This is a genomic window from Streptomyces sp. NPDC022910 (assembly GCF_055561075.1).
The window spans coordinates 1-24,319 of the sequence record NZ_JBVHHL010000052.1; the positions used below are offsets into that span (position 1 = coordinate 1).

General features: G+C 69.6%; 17 protein-coding genes and 1 pseudogene. 14 read left to right on the top strand and 4 right to left on the bottom strand.

Going from position 1 to position 24,319, the window contains the following annotated elements; translation table 11 throughout:
• The first annotated feature begins 264 nt into the window (after positions 1–264).
• On the top strand, positions 265–741 hold the full coding sequence (locus ACZ3TS_RS33165; protein ID WP_467625267.1) for a transcriptional regulator: 477 nt from the start codon (positions 265–267) through the stop codon (positions 739–741).
• A 525-nt stretch (positions 742–1,266) separates the two neighbouring features.
• Positions 1,267–2,463: a cytochrome P450 gene (locus ACZ3TS_RS33170; protein ID WP_467625269.1), complete on the top strand. Its 1,197-nt coding sequence runs from the start codon at positions 1,267–1,269 to the stop codon at positions 2,461–2,463.
• 203 nt (positions 2,464–2,666) lie between these two features.
• Here the strand turns inward: ACZ3TS_RS33170 and ACZ3TS_RS33175 are convergent, their stop codons facing one another.
• On the bottom strand, positions 2,667–5,282 hold the full coding sequence (locus tag ACZ3TS_RS33175; protein ID WP_467625272.1) for a PA14 domain-containing protein: 2,616 nt from the start codon (positions 5,280–5,282) through the stop codon (positions 2,667–2,669).
• A gap of 161 nt (positions 5,283–5,443) precedes the next feature.
• On the opposite strand from ACZ3TS_RS33175, the pseudogene ACZ3TS_RS33180 reads away from it, so the two are divergent.
• A pseudogene (locus tag ACZ3TS_RS33180) lies at positions 5,444–5,650 on the top strand (LacI family transcriptional regulator); the annotation flags it as partial.
• 104 nt (positions 5,651–5,754) lie between these two features.
• On the opposite strand, the gene ACZ3TS_RS33185 reads toward ACZ3TS_RS33180, so the two are convergent.
• Positions 5,755–6,510 carry a helix-turn-helix domain-containing protein gene (locus ACZ3TS_RS33185; protein ID WP_467625273.1) on the bottom strand — a complete coding sequence of 252 codons (756 nt, stop codon included), beginning with the start codon at positions 6,508–6,510 and terminating at the stop codon, positions 5,755–5,757.
• A 238-nt stretch (positions 6,511–6,748) separates the two neighbouring features.
• On the opposite strand from ACZ3TS_RS33185, the gene ACZ3TS_RS33190 reads away from it, so the two are divergent.
• The 5 genes from ACZ3TS_RS33190 to ACZ3TS_RS33210 all read left to right on the top strand — a co-directional run bounded on the left by ACZ3TS_RS33190 (position 6,749) and on the right by ACZ3TS_RS33210 (position 13,417).
• Positions 6,749–7,414: a DUF4097 family beta strand repeat-containing protein gene (locus ACZ3TS_RS33190; protein WP_467625276.1), complete on the top strand. Its 666-nt coding sequence runs from the start codon at positions 6,749–6,751 to the stop codon at positions 7,412–7,414.
• Between the two features lie 155 nt (positions 7,415–7,569).
• Complete coding sequence (locus tag ACZ3TS_RS33195) at positions 7,570–7,824, top strand: hypothetical protein (RefSeq protein WP_467625278.1); 255 nt, start codon at positions 7,570–7,572, stop codon at positions 7,822–7,824.
• Positions 7,825–7,902: 78 nt separating this feature from the next.
• A complete protein-coding gene (locus ACZ3TS_RS33200) occupies positions 7,903–9,696 on the top strand; it encodes a nuclease/transposase family protein (RefSeq protein ID WP_467625279.1) in 1,794 nt (597 codons plus the stop codon).
• Positions 9,697–10,310: 614 nt separating this feature from the next.
• Entirely contained in the window at positions 10,311–12,779 is a 2,469-nt protein-coding gene (locus ACZ3TS_RS33205; RefSeq protein ID WP_467625282.1) for an alkaline phosphatase D family protein, read from the top strand.
• A gap of 290 nt (positions 12,780–13,069) precedes the next feature.
• Positions 13,070–13,417, top strand: coding sequence for a hypothetical protein (locus ACZ3TS_RS33210; RefSeq protein WP_467625284.1), 348 nt, complete (start codon positions 13,070–13,072; stop codon positions 13,415–13,417).
• Positions 13,418–13,825: 408 nt separating this feature from the next.
• Here ACZ3TS_RS33210 and murQ read toward each other — a convergent pair whose 3' ends face one another.
• Positions 13,826–14,722 (bottom strand): N-acetylmuramic acid 6-phosphate etherase, encoded by an 897-nt coding sequence (gene murQ / locus ACZ3TS_RS33215; RefSeq protein WP_467625286.1) that lies wholly within the window; start codon positions 14,720–14,722, stop codon positions 13,826–13,828.
• A gap of 67 nt (positions 14,723–14,789) precedes the next feature.
• Complete coding sequence (locus ACZ3TS_RS33220; protein WP_467625289.1) at positions 14,790–15,737, bottom strand: MurR/RpiR family transcriptional regulator; 948 nt, start codon at positions 15,735–15,737, stop codon at positions 14,790–14,792.
• A 363-nt stretch (positions 15,738–16,100) separates the two neighbouring features.
• On the opposite strand from ACZ3TS_RS33220, the gene ACZ3TS_RS33225 reads away from it, so the two are divergent.
• From ACZ3TS_RS33225 to ACZ3TS_RS33250, 6 genes are all read left to right on the top strand, one after another.
• Positions 16,101–16,952 carry a BadF/BadG/BcrA/BcrD ATPase family protein gene (locus ACZ3TS_RS33225; RefSeq protein WP_467625291.1) on the top strand — a complete coding sequence of 284 codons (852 nt, stop codon included), beginning with the start codon at positions 16,101–16,103 and terminating at the stop codon, positions 16,950–16,952.
• An 8-nt stretch (positions 16,953–16,960) separates the two neighbouring features.
• The gene (locus ACZ3TS_RS33230; protein ID WP_467625293.1) at positions 16,961–18,532 is read left to right on the top strand and encodes a sodium:solute symporter; all 1,572 of its coding nucleotides are present in this window, start codon (positions 16,961–16,963) and stop codon (positions 18,530–18,532) included.
• Between the two features lie 156 nt (positions 18,533–18,688).
• On the top strand, positions 18,689–19,912 hold the full coding sequence (locus tag ACZ3TS_RS33235; protein ID WP_467625296.1) for an anhydro-N-acetylmuramic acid kinase: 1,224 nt from the start codon (positions 18,689–18,691) through the stop codon (positions 19,910–19,912).
• Positions 19,909–20,562 carry an FAD-binding oxidoreductase gene (locus tag ACZ3TS_RS33240; RefSeq protein WP_467625298.1) on the top strand — a complete coding sequence of 218 codons (654 nt, stop codon included), beginning with the start codon at positions 19,909–19,911 and terminating at the stop codon, positions 20,560–20,562. Before ACZ3TS_RS33235 ends, ACZ3TS_RS33240 begins: the two co-directional genes overlap by 4 nt.
• 139 nt (positions 20,563–20,701) lie before the next feature.
• Complete coding sequence (locus ACZ3TS_RS33245) at positions 20,702–21,115, top strand: hypothetical protein (RefSeq protein ID WP_467625300.1); 414 nt, start codon at positions 20,702–20,704, stop codon at positions 21,113–21,115.
• An 811-nt stretch (positions 21,116–21,926) separates the two neighbouring features.
• Positions 21,927–24,179 (top strand): carbohydrate-binding protein, encoded by a 2,253-nt coding sequence (locus ACZ3TS_RS33250; protein WP_467625303.1) that lies wholly within the window; start codon positions 21,927–21,929, stop codon positions 24,177–24,179.
• The last annotated feature ends 140 nt before the right edge of the window (positions 24,180–24,319 follow it).

The following is a 24,319-nucleotide window of genomic DNA, read 5'->3' on the forward strand; positions in this document are numbered from 1 at the left end:
CACCGGCCGAATACGAAGCCACCTACTACCGGACAACCAAGAAACCCCAGGCCACAACCACGATCTAGAGTCTCCGACCTACCCGGGGCGGTTCATCATGCCTGCGTCAGTCGCCAGTGTGAAGTCAGATGAGAAGTTTTCAATCCGTACATACATACGTAATCACAGACTGTCCTGCAAGAACGCCCTTCTTGGCCCTCACCTGCACATACGCATACGTGCAAGCAGTGTGTAACTTGCACGCGTGCGCGCTACCCTCCGGGCATGCGGAGCATGGAAGGTCCCCCCCACGGGACCCGGGCAAAACGACAAGCTCAGGCGCGGCGGGTCGGCGCGTTTCTTACCGAGGCCGCGGTCGCGGCCGGGTACGACGTCCGCCCGCGGCAGGGCGGCCGAGCACAACTGGCGACCGTGACCGGACTGAACCTCACCACGATCAGCCGAACACTGGACGGCAAGACTTTGCCGCTCCCCTCCCAACTGACGACGTGGGCGACGGTTCTCAACCTTGATCATCGAACGATGTTGGTTGAAAGCGGCCTTATTCCTGACGAACAAGGGCCCGAACCCCCAAGCCGGGCGGTAGCCTCAGCAGCACTCTCTCCAGAAGAGGCCATAAACGCATGGGGGATCACCGATCCCATCATTCGCAAGACACTCAACGGGAACATCGTCCAGGCGATCAAACTCCAAAAGGAGATCGACGCAGCCGACGACCGGGGGGCCGTTGCAAGGGGGTAACCGAAAGTGGTGTACAGACGGACTATCGCTAGCACCACTAGTGCCGCATCAGGCAACCTTCACCCTGTTGGGGCGACGCGCGGCCCGAGTGATCGCTTGAGCGGCCTCCGGGCCGCCAAGCTATGCGGGTGGCCGAGCGAGTACGCGTTCGCGAGATCGATGACGAAGAAGGCCGGCGGTTGCTGCGGATCATCCGCCAGCTCATCTCCCGCGAACTCGCCTTGGCAAGCGCCCAGTTCACGGCGAGGGCGTACGGGGATCTGCGGGCCGCCGCTGGCGGCGAGCCACCCCCACTGCCGAAACGGTCCCGCAAACGAAACATCGAGGCATACGATCACGAGCGTCACTGAAGTGTTCAGGGCCGCGTCCACTTGGCGGCCAACGTCGAACGGTGCCCACGGCCGGGTGCACCGCAGTTCGCGCCCAAGTGGCCGAACGGTTCGCCGGGTGCAACTGCTTTGCCGTACCTCTCCTTTGGGCAGAACCTGAGCGCCGTGTGGTCGAAGCGCCAAGGGGGTTGGCCCGATGAGCGACGGACAGAACAGCGCACGTAAGATCGACAGGAACAGCGGGCCACCCGGATGCCCGGTGAGCCGCGCGGCCGACGGCAGCTGGCAGGTTCACGGTTACGCGGCTGCCCGTGCCGTGCTGCGCAGCTCCGAGACGGTGCAGGCCGGTCTCGGCATCGAAACGGTGGAGAAACTGCCCCGGCGGATCCGTCGTCCCGTCCTCTACCAGGACGGTCCCGGACACCGCGAACAGCGGCGCCAGACCGCCCGGTTCTTCACACCCCGCCGCGTGAGCGAGCACTACCGCGAGGTCATCGTGCGGATCGTCGAGGAACAGTTGTCGGTACTGCGCGCCACCGGTCAGGCCCAGCTCGCCGACCTGAGCTTCAACGTAGCGATCGCCGTGACCAGCGACATCATCGGCTTGCGCCACAGCAGGCCCGGAATACGCAGGCGACTGGAGGCCTTCTTCCCCGAGGAGTTCGGCACCCCCGGGCTGACCAGCCTGCACGGCATCTACTGGCTCATACGTCAGAACACCAACTGGCTCCGCATCTACTTCGCCGACGTCCGGCCCGCGATACGCGCGCACCGCCGCCACGAGCGCGACGACCTGATCTCCCATCTACTCGCCGACGGGTGTTCGGACGCCGAGATCCTCGGCGAGTGCCTGACCTTCGCCGCCGCCGGAATGGTCACCACACGCGAGTTCATCTGTGTTGCCGCCTGGCATCTGTTCACCGACGCCGATCTGCGCGACCGCTATCGCGCGGCCGAGGAACCCCAGCGGCTCGACATCCTCCAAGAGATCCTGCGCCTGGAGCCCGTCGTGGCGCGGCTGTGCCGACGCGCCACCGCCGAGCTGACGCTCCCGACCGAGAACGGGCCGGCCACCGTCGAGCCCGGCGACGTCGTCACCGTCCTCGTCGAGGACGCCAACACGGATCCGGCGACCGTCGGCGACGACCCGTACCGCCTCCGCCCTGGCCGGGCTCTGGGGCTGGGCCCTGGAGCCGCCGGTCTGTCCTTCGGGGACGGAGCCCATCGCTGTCCTGGAGCCGGGGTGGCGATCCTGGAGGCGGACGTGTTCCTGAGCCGACTCTTCGCACTCGACGGCATACGGATGACGACTGAACCGCGCGTCTCCTTCAAGGACGAGATCGGAGGTTACGAGATCAGAAACCTGACCGTGGCGGTGCCATCGACGCGCTAGAGGTTGGGTGGGGGTGGCCTCGGCTTCGCGGGGCGCCGGGGTGGAGCGGTGTGCTGTGTGCATCGTGGGAAGCGTGAGTTGTCCTGTCCGGTCCGCCCCCGCCGAGGCGGCGGGGGCGGAACGGGCCTGGGATCGTCACGGACGGTGGCGTGGGCAGTCGTCCGGCGCACAGCGGGGAGGCGTTGGCCGGTGCTGCCCGGGTGTCACACGCAGCCCGCCGGTACCGCCCGTGACGCGTCGTCGATCAGCGCGTCCTGTGCCGCCTTCAGGCGCCGCACGTCGGGCTTGATCACCTTGCGGTCGTACGTCATCAGGCCGTTGAGCTCGCCCTCGACGTCCGAGATCTGTGTGTAGACCGCGCCGTTGCTGCCTCGGCAGGCCAGCGCGTGGACCTCGGTCAGCTTCTGCAGGTAGTCGTCGGTGTAGGTGGTGGGGTCGACGTCGACGTACGACTGCTGCACCGACCAGGCGTGGCCCGGTACCGCGAGGCCCAGACCGCCGTACTCGCCGCTGACCAGGGCTCGTCGGCCGTCGGGGTGCGCCGGCAGGGCCGGGCTCGGATAGCCGTGCTCGTCCATGATGTCGCCGGCTCCGCCGTCGGCCCCGAGGTTGAGACCGGACATGTTGTTGACGAGCCGGCTGGGGTCCCAGGACTTGGCCTGGGAGGCGACGCGGCCGATGTCGTACTGGCCCCAGCCCTCGTTGAAGACGACCCACATGACGACCGCCGGGCTGCTGATGTGCTCGTCGATCATCTGTTTCATCTCGCGCTCGTACTCCGCACGGGCGGCGGTGCTCGGGTTGACCCCCGCCGTCATCGCCGGCATGTCCTGCCACACCATCAGGCCGAGCCGGTCCGCCCAGTAGAACCAGCGGTCGGGTTCGACCTTGATGTGCTTGCGGACCGCGTTGAAGCCCATCTCCTTGTGCATCTTCAGGTCGTAGGCGAGTGCTTCGTCGCTCGGCGCGGTGTACAGGCCGTCCGGCCAGAAGCCCTGGTCGAGGGTGGCCATCATGAAGACCGGTTTGCCGTTGAGGACGGTGCGCGGGACGCCGTCGACCTTCTGCACTGCGATGGAGCGCATGCCGAAGTAGCTGCCGACACGGTCGCCGCCGACGTCCACCTTGAGCTGGTAGAGGAACGGGGCGTCGGGCGACCACAAGTGGGCTTGCGGGATCTTGAGGGTGAGGGGTTCGCCGGTGCGGCCGGTGGCGGTGGCGATCCGGCGCTTGCCGTCGTACGCGGTCGCGGTGACCCGGACACCGTCGCGCACGCCCTGCGGCTCGACGGTGAGCGTGCCGCTGTCGACGTGCGGGGTCAGCTTCAGCTGGTCGATGTGATCGGCGACCACGGGCTCCATCCAGACTGTCTGCCAGATACCGGAGGATGGTGTGTACCAGATGCCACTGGGATCGAGGCGCTGCTTGCCGAGCGGCGGATTGTCCCCGTCTGCGGCGTCCGTGGAGTCGTAGACGCCGACGATCAGCTCCTGGGTGCGGCCGGGCTTGAGGGCATCGGTGACATCGGCGCTGAACTTGTCGTAGCCGCCCTTGTGTTCGGCGACCTGCGTGCCGTTGACATAGACCTCGGCCTGCCAGTCGACGGCGCCGAAGTTGAGTTGCAGCCGCTTGCGGTCGCCGATCTTCCAGCCGGAGGGGACGGTGAAGGTGCGGCGGTACCACATCCGGTCCTCGTGCCGTTCGATGCCGGAGAGCTGGGACTCGACAGGGTACGGGACGAGGATCCGCTCCGCGAGGTTGCGCCCCACGGGCGGCTGCTCGCCCGCCTTGGCCGGGGCGAACTGCCAGCTGCCGTTGAGGTTCTGCCAGGCGTCGCGGGTGAGCTGGGGCCTTGGGTACTCGCGGTGGGCGTTGGCCGGGGTGACGTCGTCGGCCCACTTGGTGCGCAGCTCGTACGTGGAGTGGTTGGCGCCGCTGCTCCAGAACGCTCCGACAACGTTGCCGTCCCGGTCGGTCAGGCCGCCTTGCCCGTCGTAGCGGACGTCCGCCAGGCCCGGCGCCGTGCCGGTCTTGTTGCCGACGACGGGTTCCTTCAGCGAGACGAGCAGCGACTTGGGGTCGGCCGGGTTCGGGCGGACGGCGCCCAGCGCCCAGGCGGCTCCGCCGATCACGGCGTGAAGGTGGTCGGTGAGTCCGGCGTCGGGCGCATCGAGCGCCTGGGTGAAGTCGAGTTGGAGGGTACGGCCGTCACGTTGGACGGTGGTGGCGATGGCGCCGTCGTAGGCGTAGTCCTCGGGCAGGAGGAAGGCCGACTGCGGTACGGCGGTCTTGGTCCCGCCGGGCGGGGTCCAGCGCACATGGAGGTTGGAGCCTCCATAGTGCTCGAAGTACTCGACCTTGATGTCGTAGGCCTTGCCGGCGGTCAACTCGACGGGTGCGCCCGACTGTTCGCGGTCCCAGTCGTCGATCCAGTGGTCGATGACGAGTTTGCCGTCGACCCAGAGCCGGAATCCGTTGTCGCCGATGATCGAGAAGGTGGTGGGGCCCGTCTGCTCCGGTACGATGCGGCCGGTCCAGCGGACGCTGACGTCGTCCGACTGGCCGGTGGCCGAGTTCAGGCGGGACTCCAGGGAGTCGAAGTCGAGTTGCGGGTCGAATCCGGTGGCCTTGAGCTGTGCAAAGTCGAAGGCCCCGGGGCCGGATTGGGTGTAGTACTCGCCCTTGAGGCCATGGACGTCGACGGGGTCGTTCGCCGGTGTGGCGGCTGCCGTGGCGGTCGGTGTCGCGGCCGACCCGGCGATGCCCAACGCGGCCGCGAGCAGGAGGGATAAGCGGTGTCTGAGTGGTCTGATGCGCACGGATCCTCCTAGACTGAGGAAAGGTGGCGGCTCACTGCTTCAGTCTGTACAACGTTGTAAGCAACGGCAGTTGGCATGAGAACACGGCTCCCGGCCGCTGTCCAGGGCCATGACAAGGCGCTGGCTTCCGGGGCTCCGGCGATGCCGGGGCGATCCCGGCGATGCGGGCCCGCGTGCACGCGGCCATCGACGAACCGGGCTACCGGCCGAACCTGACGGCACGGCACCTGCGCGAGGGCCGCACGGGCATCATCGCCCTTGCCGTCCCCGAGCTCGGCAACGGGTACTTCGCCGAGACGGCCGGCGCGGTGATCGACGCGGCCGCCGAGCACGAGTCCACGGTCCTGCTCGACCACACCCGTGCCAGGTGGAGCAGGAAGTAGGGATGATGACGGCCGCCGTGGCGGAACCCTATGTTTCCCCCAGAACGCAGCCCGCTTCGTCTCCTGGCCGTGACGATCGAGACGGTTGTCTATCCGTGGCCTGGACTTGGTCGGGCGGTGTCGTTTGGGGTTGTCTCGGGTTTGGTGTGGAGGACTTCGCGAGCCTGTTCGGCTGCGCGGGTGATGCTTTCGCTGATGAAGTCGAGGAAGCGGGCGATGTTCTCCAGGCGGGCGGCGGCGGGGGTGTGGGGGCCGAGGATGGCGACGCCTTGCCGTGCGGTTTCCACGAGCTGGTCGTTGGATCGGGCGCTGGCGATCGTCGCCTGGTAGAAGAGCTCGTCGTCGACGACGTAGCGGTCGCGACGGCGTTCGTCGCGTTCTCGGCGGACGAGGCTCTGGCTCTCCAGGAAGGCGATGGCTTTGGAGATGGACGCCGGGCTGACCTGGAGGCGCTGGGCGAGTTGGGACGCGGTGAGGCTGCCCGCGTCGGTGGTGAACAGGCAGGTCAGCACCCGAGCCGTCATCTTGGGCAGGCCCGAAGCCATGAGGACGGTGGTGAGCGTCTCCTCGTACTCGGCCACGGCCTCGGCATCGCGTCCGTGGGGCTGGGGGACCGACTCCGACCCTCGGGAGGAAGGGGGCCTGCGCCGGTGAGCGCGGCGTTGGGTGGCGCGGTGGGCCAGGTCGGCGCGGTAGGCGGTGGGGCCGCCGTTGCGCATCACCTCACGCGTGATCGTCGAGGTCGGACGGTCGAGGCGTCGCGCGATCTCGGCGTAGGGGAGGCTGTCGGCCAGCCCCAGCGCGATCTGCCGGCGTTCCTGCTGGGTGAGCCTGCCTCCCGGCATCGCTATCTCCTTGGTGATCCTTCATGGTGGTCTCTGCTACCCCCACCATAGCTTTCACTTCTCATTCATTGCAATAATCGGAGCTGTCGTCGTTGCATTACCAACCGATCCGTTGCAACAGTTTCTAGCACCTCACCTGCATGGATGTCGATACAATGCAACGAACTTGTTGCCGGACTATGGAAAGCAACGTAGCGTTTCCGGAGTCAGAAACAAACAGCGAACACGGGAGAGCACGATGCAGAAGTTCGACACCCCGGCCCCGATCTCCGCCGTTCTCGACATCCCCGCCGGACGCATCCAGTTCATCGCCGCCGACCGCGCCGACACCACCGTCGAGGTCCTTCCCGCCAACCCCTCCAAGAGCCGCGACGTCCAGACCGCCGAGCAGACCACCGTCGCCTACGCCGACGGCGTCCTGCGTATACAGACCCCCGAGCCCGGAAACCAGCTCTTCGGCCCCTCCGGATCCCTGGAGGTCACCGTCCAGCTGCCCGCCGGCTCCCGCATCGAGGCCAAGGCCGCCAGCTCCGAGCTCCGCGGCGTCGGCCGCCTCGGCGACGTCGCCTTCGAAGGCGCGTACCGCCAGATCAAGATCGACGAGGCCGCGAGCGTCCGCCTCACTGCGATCGACGGCGACGTCGAGGTCGGCCGGCTGGGCGGCCCCGCGGAGATCAGCACCGCAAGGGGCGACATCCGGATCACCGAGGCCGTGCGCGGCACGGTCGTGCTCCGCACCCAGTCCGGCGACATTTCGGTAGCCGCCGCCAGCGGCGTCTCGGCCGCCCTGGACGCCGGCACCGGTTACGGCCGCATCAACAACGCCCTCAAGAACGATGGCACCGCCGAACTCGACATCCGCGCCACGACCTCCCACGGCGACATCACCGCCCGCAGCCTCTGAAGGAGCAGAGCCAGGACCATGCGGCCGGGCCCACCGCGATCGAGATCCTGTCGGTCGTCGCCGGCGGCCCGGCCGGCCGTCCCGAGGGGCCTGCGATCCATGTGCAGGGCCTGGAGAAGTCGTACAAGACGCTGTCACGCGACCCGGGGGAACACATGACGAAGAACAGCACTTCCTCGACCGATTCGAAGTGGGCCGGCATGGTGCCGGTTGACGATACGGCGCTGGCCGTCACCGACACCGGCGGTCCCGGTATCCCTGTGGTCTACCTCAATGGCCAGTTCGCCACTCAGGGGTGGAGCTGCTGCCGGTTGGCAGCGCTTGGGCGCGTTTTGGTGTGCATGAGTGAGCATCGACGACCGCACAACGGACCTTGGAAGGGAACGGGAGTTTTTTCATCGAATGCGTGACCTGTGCGGGAGGTGCTCGTTGAGTGCGGTGATGGATCTTCGGCATCGGGCGGGGGTGGGGGAAGTGGGCGGGCTGAGGTGGCGGCGCCGTTCGTGGTGCCCGGCCCGTCCGGGGTGGCGATCCGTGACAGTCTCAAGGGGGTGACCGCCCAGGACGAGAAGGTGCTGCGCCTGGTCGGTAACCTGCTTGGTTCCCTGGCTTCCCGCGACCTGAAGGTCCGGTGCGCGGTGGGGCTGGACCATGACAGTGATCAGTGGGCGCAGCGCAAGCGGGCTGTGACCGGGGAGTCCTCGTCGCGCTGGGCGGGCAGCATCACCAAGGCCACGCATGACCAGTGGGCGCTGGCCCGGCGCGGTCAGCTCGCCTGCATCCAGAACCTCGAAGCGGGCATCCGCATGATCGCGCGCCGTCTGTCGCTGCCGATCGGGGCAAAGGGCTCCCAGGGGCAGCCGGGCGGTTACCGCTCCCGGCAGGAGTGGTTTGCCAAGTCCCGGCGTCAATACCTGCTCGAAGACCGGCTGGAGCGAGAGCGGGCGGACTTCGAGGCCGGACGCGTGCGCGTGGTGCGGGGTGGCAAGAAGCTTCTGCGCGCCCGGCACCACCTCGAAGCCGCCCAGTTGACCGAGGCGCAGTGGCGGCTGCGGTGGGAGGCGGAGCGCTGGTTCCTCGAGGCCGATGGCGAGAGCGGGAAGCGGTACGGGAATGAAACGATCCGCGTCACCCCGGACGGTGAGGTGAGCATCAAGCTTCCGGCGCCCCTGGCCGACCTGGCGAACGCGCCTCACGGCCGGTACGTGCTGGCCTGCGAGGTCGGCTTCCGGCACCGGGGCGAACAGTGGGCCGACCGCATCATCGCGAACCGGGCCGTGGCCTACCGCATCCACCACGACCCCGACCGTGACCGCTGGTACCTGACTGCTTCCTGGCAGATCCCACCGGTGCGGACCGTGCCGCTGGAGGCGGCCCGGTCAGGCGGGCTGGTCGGCGTGGACATGAACGCCGACCACCTGGCCGCCTGGCGGCTGGACGCCCATGGCAACCCGGTCGGTGAGCCCCGCAGGTTCGACTACGACCTCACCGGCAACGCGCGGCATCGGGACGCGCAGGTGCGGCACGCGCTCATCCGCCTGCTGCACTGGGCCCAGCACCACGGCCTGTCCCTCGCGATCGAGGACCTGGACTTCGCCGCGCAGAAGACCCGGGAGAAGCACGGGCGGCGCAAACGGTTCCGCAAGCTGATCTCCGGTACGCCCACTGCGAAGCTGCGCAGCAGGCTGGTGTCCATGGCGGCCGAGCTGGGCATCACCGTCGTCGCTGTCGATCCCGCTTACACCAGCCGCTGGGGTGCCCAGCACTGGCAAAAGCCCCTCACCACCAAGAACAGGAAGGCCACGCGGCACGACGCTGCTGCCGTGGCGATCGGACGACGCGCTCTGGGATACCCGATCCGGCGACGGACGGCACCGCCCCCACACGACCAGAGCGATCGGGTGGGGCATCGGACCGTCCAGGCCGCATCGGGTGCTTCGGGGCGTGAGGAAACCCGCCCCCGCATTCCCGGACCACGGACACGATCCGTCGCCGCCGGATGCGGAGCGAAAGCGAGACCGCCGAACAGCAGGCGAACAGCAACATCGAACTCGGCAGGCTCTCCCGCGAGCACAAGCTGGGCCCCGCTATCCTGCGTAAGGACTTCCGCGCCATCGCCGAGGCCGTACGCGAGGTCGCCGCCCTCGACCGCAGGGGGGACTGAAGACACGACCAGCGGACAGACGACTACACCTCCTCGCCACCATGGTCGTCATCGTCCAGCTCGACTGCGTCCGGGTCGCACAAGGGCCGCAGTCCTTCGCGCGGGACGGACGCGGTGAAGCTGTAGCACCCGAGCGGCCGGTGCCGACGGCGACTGCTTCGCGATCCGCGCGAGCGGACGTACGCTCGGCGACGTGATCTCCGACGGGCGCATCCTCATGACCCCGAAGCCCGGCCTCGCAGCCCGGCTCGGCTTTCGCGCCGACGGCACCATGATGAAGGGACCGCAGGCTTCCGCCCCGTACGCTCACTGCGGCCTCCGCCTCCCACGCCCTCGCCTCGGTCGGCACGGAGAACAACCCGGCGGCCGACGGGATCACCGAGGTCACTCCCGACCTCGGCGAGACTCCGGGACTGTCCGGCTCCACCGTGGCCCTGGGACACACCACGGACACCGTCACCGTCGACCGCGTGCAGACCGGCGTGACCTGGCTGACCAGCTGACCAGCTGACCGGGAAACGAGCGCTCCCGGCTTTGACCCCGGCCAGGTGCGCGGCGACGGACATCTCTCGGCTGCTGCGGACCGAACACGCAGTACGACAGCCGGTGTATGTACGGCATTTACTGAAATGTCATCATCATGGCGCATCGGCAACACAGTCTGCGGTCATGACAAACGCCGGCTTCAGAACACTCGACCGCCGAAGATTCCTCGCGTTGGCAGGTGGTGCCGTGGGCGGCATCGCACTCACGCAGTTGGCCGACGCACTGGACGCGCGGGCCGCCGAGCTCGACCCCGCTCCCTTCACCCTCGGTGTTGCCTCCGGTGAGCCCGACCACGAGAGCGTGGTCCTGTGGACCCGGCTGGCACCCGACCCCCTCGACGCGGCGACGGGCGGCATGCCCGACGCGCCCGCAGAGGTGGAGTGGGAGGTGGCGCGCGACGCGCAGTTCCGCCAGCTGGTGCACACGGGCCGGGTGACGACCGACGCGGCGTCGGCACACACCGTCCACGTGGTCGTCGAGGACCTGGCACCGGACCGCTGGTACTGGTACCGGTTCCGCCACGACGGCGTCCTCAGCCGTGTCGGACGCACCCGCACCATGCCGCCGCCCGGCGCCAAGGCCGACCGCCTACGGTTCGCGTTCGTCTCCTGCCAGTCCTGGGCAGGCGGCCCCTATCCCGCCTACCGCGACCTGTCGGAGCAGGACGTGGACTTCGTCCTGCATCTCGGCGACTACATCTACGAGACCGCGGCGGGCAGCCTGACCGAGTTCCGCCGGCTGCACGCGCTCTACAAGACCTCCCCCGACCTGCGGGCCGCCCACGCCCGCTTCCCGTTCTTCCTCACCTGGGACGACCACGAGGTCCAGAACAACTACGCCGGTGACGTGCCCGGCGGGGCCGGTGACGGCCGCCCCTTCCTGGAGCGCCGCGCCAACGGCTACCAGGCGTACTACGAGCATCTGCCGATGCGGCCGGCGCAGCAGCCGCAGGGCTCCGACGCCACGATGTACCGGCGGGTGAACGTGGGCAGGCTGGCGGAGTTCAGCATCCTGGACACCCGCCAGTACCGCACGGACCAGGCGTACGGCGACGGCCGCAAGGAACCGGGCCCCGACGTCCTGGATCCGGCGCGCACGATGACCGGACCGGCCCAGGAGCAGTGGCTGCTGGACGGCCTGAGCCGCTCGAAGGCCCACTGGAACGTCATCGCCCAACAGACGATCATGGCCCAGTTCGACTACGACCTCGGTCCCGGAAAGATAGTCAACCTCGACCAGTGGGACGGATACGCCGCGGCCCGTTCCCGCATCCTCGACTTCATCGCCGCGCACAGCCCCGCCAACCCGGTGGTGCTCAGCGGCGACTGGCACACACACTGGGTCAACGACCTCAAGACCGACTTCGACGAACCGGACTCCCCCACCATCGCCACCGAGTTCGTCGGCACGTCGATCTCCTCGGGCGCCGGCTGGGACGCGGACGTACGGCTCGGCCTGCCCGCCAACCCCCATGTGCGGTTCTACAACGGCTCCTATCGCGGCTACGTCCTGTGTGACGTGACCCCCGAGCGCTGGCGCAGCGACCTTCGGATCGTGCTCGACGCGCGCGATCCGGCCTCACCCGCTTTCACCATCGCCGCGTTCGAAGTGCAGGACGGCCGGCCCGGCGCACGGCGGATCGACGCGGGTGACGGGCTGTCGGGCCGCGTGACCGACAGGGTCTCCGGTGCGCCGCTGCCCAACATCGAGGTCACCGTGACCGCGACGGACGGCACGCGCATCGCCTCCGGCATCACCGACCCCGAGGGCGAGTTCCTCGCGTTCGCCCCGCCCGGGTCCTACCGGCTGACCGCCGTCGGCGCCGGATACGAGCCCGGGAACGCGACCGCGACCATCGCGAAGGGCTCTCAGACGCGGGCCGTCATGTCCCTCGCGCCCGGCGCGGTGCGCGCCGGCACGGGCCGGAAGGTGCCCGGTCCACAGTCGCAGGCGATGGCCGACGACATCGTGCTGGCCAACGACAAGCTGGCGCTGGCCGTCTCGGCGGGCTCCGAGGACCCTCAACTCTCCGGCGTGACCTTGGGCAAGCCGCTGGACCTGGCGGCCGTCGGCCACCTGGACCAGCTGGACTGGCTCAACCTCCCGTACGCATCGGCCCAGCAGCCGCGCGGCTCCAACGCATGGCAGCAGCGTACGGTGCGCTCCACGTCCGTCGAGGTGGTGTCGCCCGAGGGCCCCATCGCCTCGGTCCGTGCGGTCGGCGCCAGCACGTCGGTGCCCGACATCGGCGTCGTGACGACGTACAGCGTGCGCGCGGGCGAGCCGTGGGTCACGGCCGAGACGGAGTTCACCAACCGCGGTACCGCACCGCACACGGTCTGGGTGGGTGACGTCCTGGACCACGACGGCACCGGTCAGCGCAGTGGCGTCGCGGGGCACGGCACGATCACGGCGGGCTCGCCGCAGGACTTCGCGCCGACCGCACCGTGGATCGGCATGACCGGCTCCGACCGCCAGACGTACGGGCTGCTGTACGACGAGGCCGGATTCACCGCGTACGCGTGTGGCATCTGGGCCATGACACAACGTCAGCTCACGCTCGAGCCCGGAGCCACCTTCACGCTCCGCCGACGCATCGTCGCGATCGACAACGGCGGCACCGCCGATCCGTTCGCGGTCCTGGCGACACTGTGACCCGTCCGCCGACCACTTGGTCCATGGTCAGCAGCATCACTCCAGTTCGCCACGGGGACGTCTGCTGAAGGACGTACTCCAGCGCGGGGGTCGAGAAAAGCGATTCAACCCCGGGTCTGAAGACCCGGGGTTCCTCGCTGGATCATCCGGGTTCCTCGCTGGACCATGAGGACGAGGACCTCGTGCGTGCCTCAAGTCTGGGGGCCCGTTCCTCACCCGGTCGTACGTGTCGCCTCGATGGCGGCGATCACACCGGAACCTGCGACCACGCGGTCGAGTGTGAAGTCACGGTGGCACGGCTGTACGTCCTCATGGGCCTCCTTGATCAATTCAGCGCCGAGCCCGCGGTGGTCACCGCCCTGCGCGAATTCCGGGAGCGGAGACCCTATCCACCCGGACTCAAGGGTCACCTGGTACCGGAAACCGACGACGAGACCCTCGGCAGCGTCGCCTTCAAGATCGAAGACCTGCTCGGCGACGGTCGACAAGAAGAGGCCGTTGAGCTTGCGCCGGCCACGGCGGCGTGGCTCCAGCAGGTCGCGCCGCGCGCCGGAGAGCTCGACCCCAAGGTCGGTGATATGGACGAGCTGATGGGGCATATCCACCAGGACATCCAGGCCGCAGCAGCCGAGGCCTGAGCATCGCACCTCGTATTCGAGCGTCTGGCCCTACGAGGAAGTCTGCTGATCGGGCCGCCTGGCCCAAAACTTCTCGGGACGGCCCTACGAGGGGAGTCTCCCCGAGTGCAGAGCACGGGACGACGTGACCGGGATCCTGGCGCCGGCGGTCGCCGCCCACACCCCGTTGGACGAGCGGGGCAACCGATGCCGGCCGGCGTCACAGGATGCCAGGGCTGCGCACGCGCCTGGTGAGCTGGATCGCTTGATGCCGTCAGGTGCCGGGCCCGCCTGGCATGACAACAGTTCGTGGCGTCACCGCTCGAGGTCGCCACCCCCATCCTGGCCATGCAGCGATCAGGTCGCAGGACTTCGGAGGCTGTCTGCGCATCCCCTCGGTGCCACACGCCCGCGTACGGCAGTACTGAGTCACAAGTTCGCGATGGCAGCGCGGGTGTCGCCGGCGGCCTTCTCCAGGGCCCGGGCGGCCTCCTGAGGGGTGCAGTGGGCGAGGAGCATGACGATGGCGGTCTTGGCATGGCCGCCGGCCGCACGCAGGGCATCAGCGGCGGTGTCGGGGTCGGTGCCGGTGGCCTGGACGACCATGCGGCGGGCCCGGTCGACGAGCTTGTCGTTGCTGGCCCGGACATCGACCATGAGGTTCCCGTAGACCTTCCCCACGCACACCATCGAGGCGGTCGAGAGCATGTTGCAGACCATTTTCTCGGCGGTGCCACCCTTGAGCCGGGTCGACCCGGTGAGGACCTCCGGGCCGGTGGGGACCTCGATCGGGATGTCGGCGTAACGGCTGATGACCGCGTCGCGGTTGCAGGCGACCGACACCGTGACGGCGCCCTTGGCGGCGGCGTGCTTGAGGCCGCCGACGACGTAGGGGGTACGGCCGCTGGCGGGGAGCCCGACGACCGTGTCCCGGTCGTTCACGTCGATCTCGTCGAGGTCGGCGACCGCCCTCGCGGGTTCGTCCTCGGCCCCTTCGACCGCCACGACGAAGGCGCCCGGGCCGCCGGAGAGCAGGCCCACCACCTGCTCGGGGGAGGTGCCGAAGGTGGGCGGGCACTCGACGGCGTCGAGCAGGCCCATCCGGCCGCTGGTGCCGGCGCCGAGGTAGATCAGCCGTCCGCCCTGCCGCAGCGACTGGGTGATCGCCTCGACGGCGGCGCCGATCTCCGGCAGGGCGTCGCGTACCGCGAAGGCGACGGTCTGGTCCTCTGCGTTCATGACCGAGAGCAGTTGGGAGACCGGCATGCGGTCCAGTTCGGCTGTCCGCTCGTTGCGGGTCTCGGTGCCGAGTGTACTGAGGTCCACGGCGCGGTCGTCCTTTCAGGGGTGGTGCTCGGGGGTGGTGCTGAGGTTGGAAGAGGTCGGACGGCGGTCAGTCGCCGGCCGGTGTGCGACGGTGCGGCTGAGGGCGCCTGCGGCGCTGGACGGCCGCGTAGGTCTTCTCGAGCGCCGCGGTCGTGGCGTCGAAGGAACGCTGCGCCACGCCGACGAACAGGCAGTCGACGAACGCGAGTTGCGCAATGCGGCTGACGGTCGCGCCGGAGCGGAAGGGAGTCTCCCTGGCGCTGGTCGTCAGCACGAGGTCCGCGCTCTCCGCGAGGGTCGAGCGCGGGACGTTGGTGAGGGCGATGGTGGTGGCGCCGCGTTCGGCGGCGGCCTGGAGGGGCTCGACGGTGTCCTCGGTCTCCCCGGAATGGGAGATGGCCAGCGCCACGTCGCCGGGTCCGAGGAGGGCGGTGGCGGTGAGCGCGGCATGCCGGTCGGTCCAGATGAAGGCCATGCGGCCGATCCGGTGCAGCTTCTGGTGCAGGTCCTGGCCGACGAAAGCGCTGGCGCCGACGCCGAAGATGTCGATCCGCCGGGCCTGCGCCACGGCGTCAACCGCCCGGCCCAGCACCTCGACGTCCAGCCCGGCCTCGGAGTCCTCCAGTGCGCGCACCTCGTTGTAGATGATCTTGCTGACGATATCGTCCAGGGTGTCGGTGGCGCTGATGTCGGTGCCCGGCGCCGGGCGTTCGCCGCCGAGGGCGTGCTCGCGGGCGGCGGCCGCGGCCAGCGCGAGGCGCAGCTGCGGGTAGTTGGGGATCCCTATGGCCCGGCAGAACCGCATCACCGTGGCCACCGAGGTGTCGGCCCGCTTGCCGAGCGCGCTGATGGACAGCTCCGACGCCTGCGCCGGATCGGCCAGGACGGCGTCGGCCACCCGCCGTTCCGAGGGCGCCAGCGTCGACAGCGCCGCGCGGATACGCGCCAGGGTGCCGGCGGGGGACGTGGTCTCCGTCGGCTGGTCCGGTATGCGGGGTGGTTCATGGCGGGCCATGGGCCGTTCCCTCCTCAGTGAATGGGCGACACATTAGCCACGCCTCGGCAGCGCGTCAAAAATTTACGATCAGACTTGCGTGAGGTCACTTATTGACATCGAGAGGTCTGCCTTCCGATACTCGCTGGACCGTGATCCGCGCCGGTCACCGGCCTTCCGGCCGTCCTGTGACCGCCCGACGCGCCGGGTCCCCGGAGACACGAAGGCGTGCCGTATGACAGCAGCAGTGGCGGTGGACCTGGGCAAGATCGGCTGCCGTGCCGTGCTGTGGAGCGGCGGCGGCCCTGCCCACGACGTCCACGAGGTGCCCGGGGCCCCCGGGCTCGCCGCCGACAACGGAGTGGAGGCGGCCCGTGCCGCTGTGTGCGCCGCCGTCCTCCCGCTCCTGGAACGGGAGCCCTCGCTCCGGCTGACGGCCGTCTGTGTCGGCGCCGCGGGAGCTGCCGCCGCACCGGAGGCGGCCCGCGCCCTGGCCGGCCTGCTCCTCCACGACCTCCCCGCGGACGAGGTGGCCGTCACCAACGAGGCGGTCACCGCCCACGCGGGCGCCTTCGGCGGCCGTACCGGCGTGGTGCTCGCGATCGGCACCGGCTCGGTCGCCATGGCATCGGGGACGACGGATCGTACGCCCGCGTCGACGGCTGGGGTCCCTGGCTCGGCGACGAGGGCAGCGGCGCCTGGATCGGCGCGGCGGGACTGCGGGCCGCACTGCGCGCCCACGACGGACGCGGACCGGACACCGCGCTGCTGGCCGCCGCCGTCGAGCACTTCGGCGACCCCGACCAACTGCCCTCGGCCGTCGGCCGGGGCGGCAACCCCGCCCGCACCGCCGCGGCCTTCGCCCCGGACGTGGCCCGCGCCGCCGCGGGGGGCGATGTCGTCGCCTCCGCGATCGTCCAGGACGCCGCCACCGCGCTCGGCGAGGCCGTACTCACCGCCGCCGGCCGGATCGGTGGCGGCGACACCCTCCCCGTCACCGTCATCGGCGGGCTCACCGGCCTCGGCGAACCGCTCCTCGGTCCGTTGCGGTCGGCCCTCACCGGCTCCCCGCGCCCCCTCGACCTGCGTCCCCCGCTCGGGGACCCGCTGGACGGCGCACGCCTGCTGGCGCTGGACGCCTCGGCACCGCACGAACCCCACGTCGTCCGCGTACGGCGGACGACGCCCCTCCTCACTGTCCCCACCCCGCCGGTGACCCCGCTGGCCGTTGTTTAGGAGTGAGTGTGCGCCAACTCGACCTCGTGGTCGTCGTCGTCTATCTGGTCGCCATCGCCGTGATCGGACTGCGCCTGGCCGGACGGCAGAAATCGGCGAAGGACTACTTCGTCGGCGAAGGCCACATGCCGTGGTGGATCGTCTCGTTCTCCGTGGTGGCCACCGAAACCAGCGTGCTCACGGTCATCAGCGTGCCCGGCGGCGCGTACAGCGGGCAGGGCTTCGGCAACGTCGAACTGGCCCTCGGCTACGTGATCGGCCGCGTCGTCGTCGCCACCGTGCTGATTCCCCTGTACAAGCGCGGCGGCTTCGTCAGCGCCTACCAGTACCTGGGAAGCAGATTCGGGCTCAAACTGCAGGGGCTCGCCTCGGTGACCTTCGTCTTCACCCGGCTCCTGGCCGAGGGGGTCCGGCTGTTCGCCTCCGCGATCCCGATCAAGCTCCTGCTCGACGAGTTCGGCGTGCACACCGGTTACCGCGTCATCATCATCGTCCTGACGGTGATCACCGTCGTCTACACCTACCTCGGCGGCATCAAGGCCGTCATCTGGACCGACGCCATCCAGATGGGCCTGTACCTGGGCGGCGCGATCCTCACCATCGCGGTACTGTCCGGCCACGTCGGCGGCGACGGCTTCGCACGGGCCCTGCACGCGGGCCAGTTCAAGCTCTTCGACACCAACTTCGACCTGGCGCACATCCTCACGAGCCCGTTCGCCCTGCCGACCGCGATCATCGGCGGTGCCATCTTCGCGATGGCCAGCCACGGCTCCGACCAGCTGATCGTCCAGCGCATCCTCGCCACCCGCTCGCTGCGCGACGGCCAGAAGGCCATGATCGCCTCTGGTGTCTTCGTCACCCTCCAGTTCGCCGCCTTCTCCCTCGTCGGCGCGCTGCTGTGGTCCTACAACCAGGGCAAGACCTTCAAGGAACTGGGCCTGACCAGCTCCGACAACCTCTACCCGAACTTCATCCTGCACGGGCTGCCCGTGGTGATCTCCGGCCTGCTCGTGGCCGGCATCCTCGGCGCCGCAATGGGATCCCTGTCCTCAGCGCTGAACTCCATGTCGAACTCGACGGTCGCCGACATCATCCACAGCTTCTTCCGCAGCACGCCCTCCGAGGACACCCTGCTCAAGCTCGCCCGGGTGATGACGCTGGTGTGGGCGGTGCTGATGGCTGTCTTCGCCTGCGCCTTCAGCACAAGCACGGGCAACGTCTACCTCACCGGCCTGACCATCGCGGGCTACACCTACGGCGCGCTGCTCGGCGCCTTCCTCCTCGGACGGCTCATCAAGCGCGCCAACGAGGTCGACTCCATCGTGGCGTTCGTCGTGACCGTGGCGGTCATGACCTACATCGTCCGCGAGGTGAAGATCGACGTCACCACGGCGGGAGCCACCGTGCCGATGGCGATCGCCGCCCAATGGCTGGTACCGATCGGCGTGGTGATCACCCTGGCCGTCGGCGCCCTGGTGAGCCTGTTCCATCGCGCGACCGCAGCCGAGGCGATCAGCGCGCGCGACGGCGACCCGGGTCCCGGTTCCGACCGCGTCTCCGCGACCGCCGGACGGGAGTGACTGCGCGCGCGCACCGCGACCGACCGAGAGACGGGGCCGCCTGCCCGAGCGGTCCCGTCCGCACCGACTGCCCCGACCACGACATCCACTGGGACGCGCCATGCCTCACGCCTGTCCGACAAAGTCCGCGCGGAGATACGTTCCCCAGGAGGCACCGTGCGCGTGATCGGCCTGATGTCGGGCACCTCGTACGACGCCATCGAAGCGGCCGCCGCCGAACTCACCCTCGACGGCGACACCCTGCTCATGCGGCCCCTCGGCCACCTCTCCCACCCCTACCCCGACGACCTGCGCCACTTGATCGCCGCCACCCTCCCGCCGGCGGCCACGACCACCCAGGCCGTCTGCGCCCTCGACACCGGCATCGGCCACGCCTTCGCCGACGCCGCCGCACGCGCCCTGCGCGACCTGTGCGACGACACCGCCGACCTGGTGGTCTCGCATGGCCAGACCATGCACCACTGGGTCGAGGACGGCATTGTCAGCGGCACCCTCCAGCTGGGGCAACCCGCCTGGATCGCCGAAGCAACCGGCCTCCCTGTCGTCTCCGACCTGCGCAGCAGGGACGTCGCCGCCGGCGGGCAGGGCGCCCCTCTGGTCGGCCTGACCGACACCCTGCTGCTGCGCGGCCTGCCCGGCGTCCCTGCCGCCCTCAACCTCGGCGGCATCGCCAACGTCACCATCGTGGCGCCCGGCGCCGACCCGCTGGCCTTCGACACCGGCCCCGCCAACGCCCTGCTGGACGCCGCCGTGCGCCACTTCACCGACGGCGCCGCCGAGTACGACGAGGGCGGACGCCGGGCCGCCGCCGGACGCACCAGCCCCGACCTGCTCACGCTGCTGCTGGCCGACCCGTACTACCGCAGGCCCGCCCCCAAGAGCACCGGCAAGGAACACTTCCACCTGCCCTATCTGCAGCGGGCACTCGAGGCCGTTCCCACGCCCCGCCCCGACGATGTCCTGGCCACCGTGACCCGGCTCACCGCGGTCACCGTGGCCGACGCCTGCCGCACCCACGAAGTCACCCAGCTCGTCGTCTCCGGCGGCGGCGCCCGCAACCCGGTGCTGATGCGCATGATCGCCGAGGAGTTGCCGGGCGTGGCCCTGCGCACCAGCGACGAACTCGGTCTGCCCTCCGACGCCAAGGAAGCCCTGGCCTTCGCCATCCTGGGCTTTCTTACCGTCAACGGTCTGCCCGGCACCCTCCCGTCCGGCACCGGCGCCCGCCGCGCCACCGTCCTGGGCAGCATCACCCCCGGCCTGCTCCCGTTGCGCCTGCCCGAGCCCGCCGCACAGGCGCCGCGCCTGCTGCGGATCACCACGCCGACCGCTGACCGCCCCGGCGTTCACCCGTCCGACCCAGCGCCCGAGGAACCATGAGCCCCACCGCCGTCACGCCGCCCGCCCCGGACCCGACCGCCGGCCTGGCCGAGCTGCTGGCCTCATGTGTGAGCAACCCTGCCCGGGTGACCAGCGACGTACCCCGCAGGGTTGCGGCCGCCCACGACGCCTCTTCGTACCTGTTCACCCCCCAAGCCGTCGTCCGGGCCGCGTCGGCCGCCGAAGTGGGCGCGCTGATGGCCGCAGCCCGCGCAGCCGGGATCCCGCTGACACTGGGCTCGGGCGGCACCAGCCTGGAGGGACAGGCGGGTGGCGACGGCATCCTGGTCGATGTCCGTGGCCACTGGCGCGCCGCCGAGGTCCTCAACGACGGGCTCCGCATCCGGCTCCAACCCGGACTGACCGTCCGCCAGGCCAACACACGGCTCGCCCGCCACGGGCGCCGACTCGGCTGCCTGGACCGCAGACATCCCCCGCGGCGGGCTCGACCGCCCCGCCCCGCGCCGCGCCGGCCGGCCGAGGCCCGGGCGGTGTTCTTCGCCGCCTGCATCGGCAGCGTCTTCGCCGCCGAAGCGGCCTCCGGGCAGGCAACTGGCTCGGCGGCCGCCTTCCTCCGGCTGTGCGAACGGGCCGGCGTTCCCGTCACCGTCCCCGACGGCCTGGCCGGCCTGTGCTGTGGCACGCCCTGACAGTCCAAGGGCTACACCGCCGGGCACCGCACCATGGCCGCCCGTACCCTGGAGACACTCTGGGCAGCCACTGACCACGGCCGCCTGCCCATCGTCTGCGACGCCTCCTCCTGCACCCACGGCCTGCAGCAACTGCCCGGTGCCCTCCCCGAACCCGACCGCACCCGCTTCGCAGCCCTGCGCATCGTCGACAGCGTCGCCTTCACCGCCGAACGCCTGCTCCGCACCCCGCCGGCTCGACACCCTCCCCCTGCACCCCACCTGCTCCACCACCCACCTCGGCATCGACGGCGCCCTGCGCACCGTGGCCGCCGTCCTCAGCAACGGGGCCACCGTGCCCGACAGTTGGGGCTGCTGCGCCTTCGCCGGAGACCGCGGCCTGCTCCACCCGGAAATCACCGCGGCAGCCACGACCGCCCAGGCCGCCGAAATCACCGCCCGCGAATATGACGCGTACGCCTCCTGCAACCGCACCTGTGAGATGGGCATGACCCGCGCCACCGGCCGCCCCTACCGACATGTGCTCGAACTGCTCGACGAGGCCACCGCCTGAGGCCGCTGCTCGCCGTCGAACACGTGCGCGCCGGCAACGGCTCCAGCACGACCGTCGGCGCGCCGGCGCCCCTCAGACAGGGCGTCACCCACGGCCCCTTCGGCCACCAGAAGCATCATCAGTCGCCGCATCGAGGTCCTCACCAGGCCACTCTGCGACGCCGGGTCAAGTCGAGCAGGCCAACGTGCGCCTGGAAGTGCGGATGCGGGATCGGACGAGAGCACCGCCGCGATCGCCTCCGGTACGGCGATTCGCCCGAACTTGGCGGTGTGGAGCGGGCCAGTTCCCTCCCACACGGCGTCCGGGGCGAAGAGCTCCTGCACTCGGCCAGTGGCATCCTGTCGCCGGGGGAAGCACACAGCTCCGAGTAGCGGGCAGCGCCTCGTGCGCCACCGGTCATCAGCCGACCCGCCGGTTCCTGGTTCGACGGGGAGCCGCTCCGTCCCCATCAGCCCTTTCACGTAACCCACATGGCAGGCCTGGGGCAGCGGCCAGGACCGATGCTTTATTCAAGCCTTGACTTAACACGAGGGAAATTGCTTGGATTCACGCAGCGTCGAGGCGGGAGGGGGGCAATGCGATGGCTGTCACCACGTCAGGTTGGTTACCTCTCAGGGCAGTTCACTGCCGAACCGCGGCGACGACCTCGCCGACCCCCGCTTCCGAAGCGGAGCCGTCGAGGGATCCTCGCGCCTCAACAGGGAGTATCACCGACTCACGCGACCCCGTGCGCCGTTGCCGCCGGCACCGGCCGGGCACCACCGATGTGCCACAGCGCCACTCCCCCACTCCACACACTTCAGGAGATGCCGTGAGACGTTCTCTCACCGCGATCGCCGCACTCGCGGTCACCACCCTGACCACACTGGTCGGCACGGGTGCCACCGCGCACGCGGACCGAGCCGGGCGCGGACCGACCGGGCAGAACCCGGTCGTGACCGGCACCTACTCCAGCGGTGCTGCCCACGCGTGGCAGCCGCTGCCGAGTGTCCGAGTCGGCGGTGACACGGACAGCCCCGCCGATGCCACCGTGGTCGTCGATCCGAGCGCCACCCGGCAGAAGTACGCGGGCATCGGTTTCTCCCTGGACGAGACGAGCGTGTCCAACCTCTGGAAACTCACCCCCGCCAAGCGCAAGGAGGCCATCCAGCTGCTGGTCGACCCCAAGAACGGCGCGGGCCTCAACCGCTTCCGGTTGACGATCGGCAGCCCCGACCTCATCGAGCACCTGCCGTTCTGGTCGGAGGACGACCTCCCCTCCGGCGTCACCGAGGACTTCGGCCTCAGGCACTTCTCCATACAGCGGGACGTCGACCTCCACATCGTCGACACCATCAAGCTCATCCAGCGCTACAACCCGAAGGCCACCTTCTTCGCCTCCGCGTGGAGCGCACCGGCATGGATGAAGACGAACAACCGGTTCACCGGCGAGGTCGCGCTGAAGCCCGGGAGCACCACGGACTACTACCAGGTCGGGAAGCTGCGCGACGACTGCATCGACGTCTTCGCGCGCTACTACGTCAAGTTCGTCCAGTCCTACGCCAAGCACGGCATCCGCGTCGACGCCCTGACTCTGCTGAACGAGCCGGGCATGGACGTGGTCTACCCGGCCATGGACATCAGTGTCGCCCAGCAGCAGAAGCTGGCCCTGGCGATCAAACGCGAACTCCGCGCTGCCCGGCTGAACACCCAGCTCTATGTGCACGACTTCAACTTCTGGGACTGGCGGGATCCCAACAGCACGGCGACCAAGAACTATCACCGCATCTTCGACGACGCCCCCGACGGTTCGGTGACAGGCAAACAGGTCCAAGACGCGGCGGACGGCATCGCCTTCCACCCCTACTGGGGCGACCCGCGCGTGATGCGCGACGCGTACGAACAAACCGGGAAGCCGGTCCACCTCACGGAGACGAGCGACCTGTCCCCGTCGACCGTCCTCAACGACTTCCGCCTGGATGCCGGGTCCTACATCCTGTGGGCCCAGACCACGGATCAGGACGGCGGTACGCTGCACTGGACGCCCGCACGGGACAACAACATCGACTGGGAGAAGGTCGGCGCCACCACCAAGTGGCCGGACCGGCTGGTCACGGTGAACACGGCGACAAGGGACTTCAGCGTCCGCGAAGAGCTGTACGGGATGGGGCAGTTCGCCAAGTACCTCTCCCCCGGGGACGTGCGTGTCGAGTCCAGCGCCGCGGAACATGGCGTGAGCAACGTGGTCTTCCGCTCCGGCGCCGACAAGTTCGTCGCCGTCCTCGGCAACGGCAACACCACCGACAGCAAGGTCCGCATCGAGGTCGCCGGCCAGTCGTTCGTGGTCACCGTTCCGGCGGGCTCCTTCGCCAGCTACCGGTGGAAGGGCCACGTGCCCTCGGCCCACCACAACCACGCCCCGGTCCTCGGCCGGACCACCGATGTGGTCGCGGACCAGTACAGCACGGTGCACGTTCCGTTGCAGGCCACCGACCCCGACGGCGACCCACTGGCCTACTACGCCACCGAGTTGCCCGACGGCGTCGGCGTCGACCCGGCGACCGGCCTGGTCACCATCCATCCGACCACCGCCGGCAAGCAGGACATGACCTTCTACGCCACCGACGGCAGGGCACGTGACCAGGTAACGGTCCACCTGACCGTCCGGCCGCACGCCGTGCCGGTGGGCGAGAAGATCGAGGCGGAGGGCTACACCGACCAGCACGGCTGGCCCGCGGACGGCAGCAACTTCATCGAGAACAACGCTGCGGCCAGCGGAGGCAGGAACGTGGGCTGGACGGCCGCCGGCAACTGGCTCGAGTACCGCATCGAGGTGGCACAGGAAGGCACCTACGATCTCGAGCTGCGGGTGGCCAACGGCACCGGTACGACAGCGCCGAACGCCCTGTCCCTCCGCGACGGCAACGGCACCACACTGGCGACGGCCTCGGTACCCGCCACGGGCGGCTGGGGGACGTACCAGTCGGTGCACGTACCCGTCGCCCTTCCGGCCGGCGAGCAGACGATCACCGTCCACTGCCAAACCGGCGGCTTCAACCTCGACTACCTACGCCTCACGGCGTAACCGAATCTCCGAACCACATCGCTCAGCTCCTGGCCTGGTACCTGCGTCCCCGGCACCGGGGACGCGGGTGGGCCTCCTGCCGGTGGACCGCGATGCCACGATGTGGCGTCGTCGGCCGCCCTTCGCGGGGTTGAACGTCG

Excerpts from the sequence above, each read along its gene's own strand:
- ACZ3TS_RS33220 (WP_467625289.1), bottom strand. The coding sequence starts at position 15,737 with ATGGCCCGCCATGAACCACCCCGCATACCGGACCAGCCGACGGAGACC.
- ACZ3TS_RS33185 (WP_467625273.1), bottom strand. The coding sequence starts at position 6,510 with ATGCCGGGAGGCAGGCTCACCCAGCAGGAACGCCGGCAGATCGCGCTG.
- ACZ3TS_RS33170 (WP_467625269.1), top strand. The coding sequence starts at position 1,267 with ATGAGCGACGGACAGAACAGCGCACGTAAGATCGACAGGAACAGCGGG.
- ACZ3TS_RS33165 (WP_467625267.1), top strand. The coding sequence starts at position 265 with ATGCGGAGCATGGAAGGTCCCCCCCACGGGACCCGGGCAAAACGACAA.
- ACZ3TS_RS33190 (WP_467625276.1), top strand. The coding sequence starts at position 6,749 with ATGCAGAAGTTCGACACCCCGGCCCCGATCTCCGCCGTTCTCGACATC.
- ACZ3TS_RS33240 (WP_467625298.1), top strand. The coding sequence starts at position 19,909 with ATGAGCCCCACCGCCGTCACGCCGCCCGCCCCGGACCCGACCGCCGGC.
- ACZ3TS_RS33195 (WP_467625278.1), top strand. The coding sequence starts at position 7,570 with ATGACGAAGAACAGCACTTCCTCGACCGATTCGAAGTGGGCCGGCATG.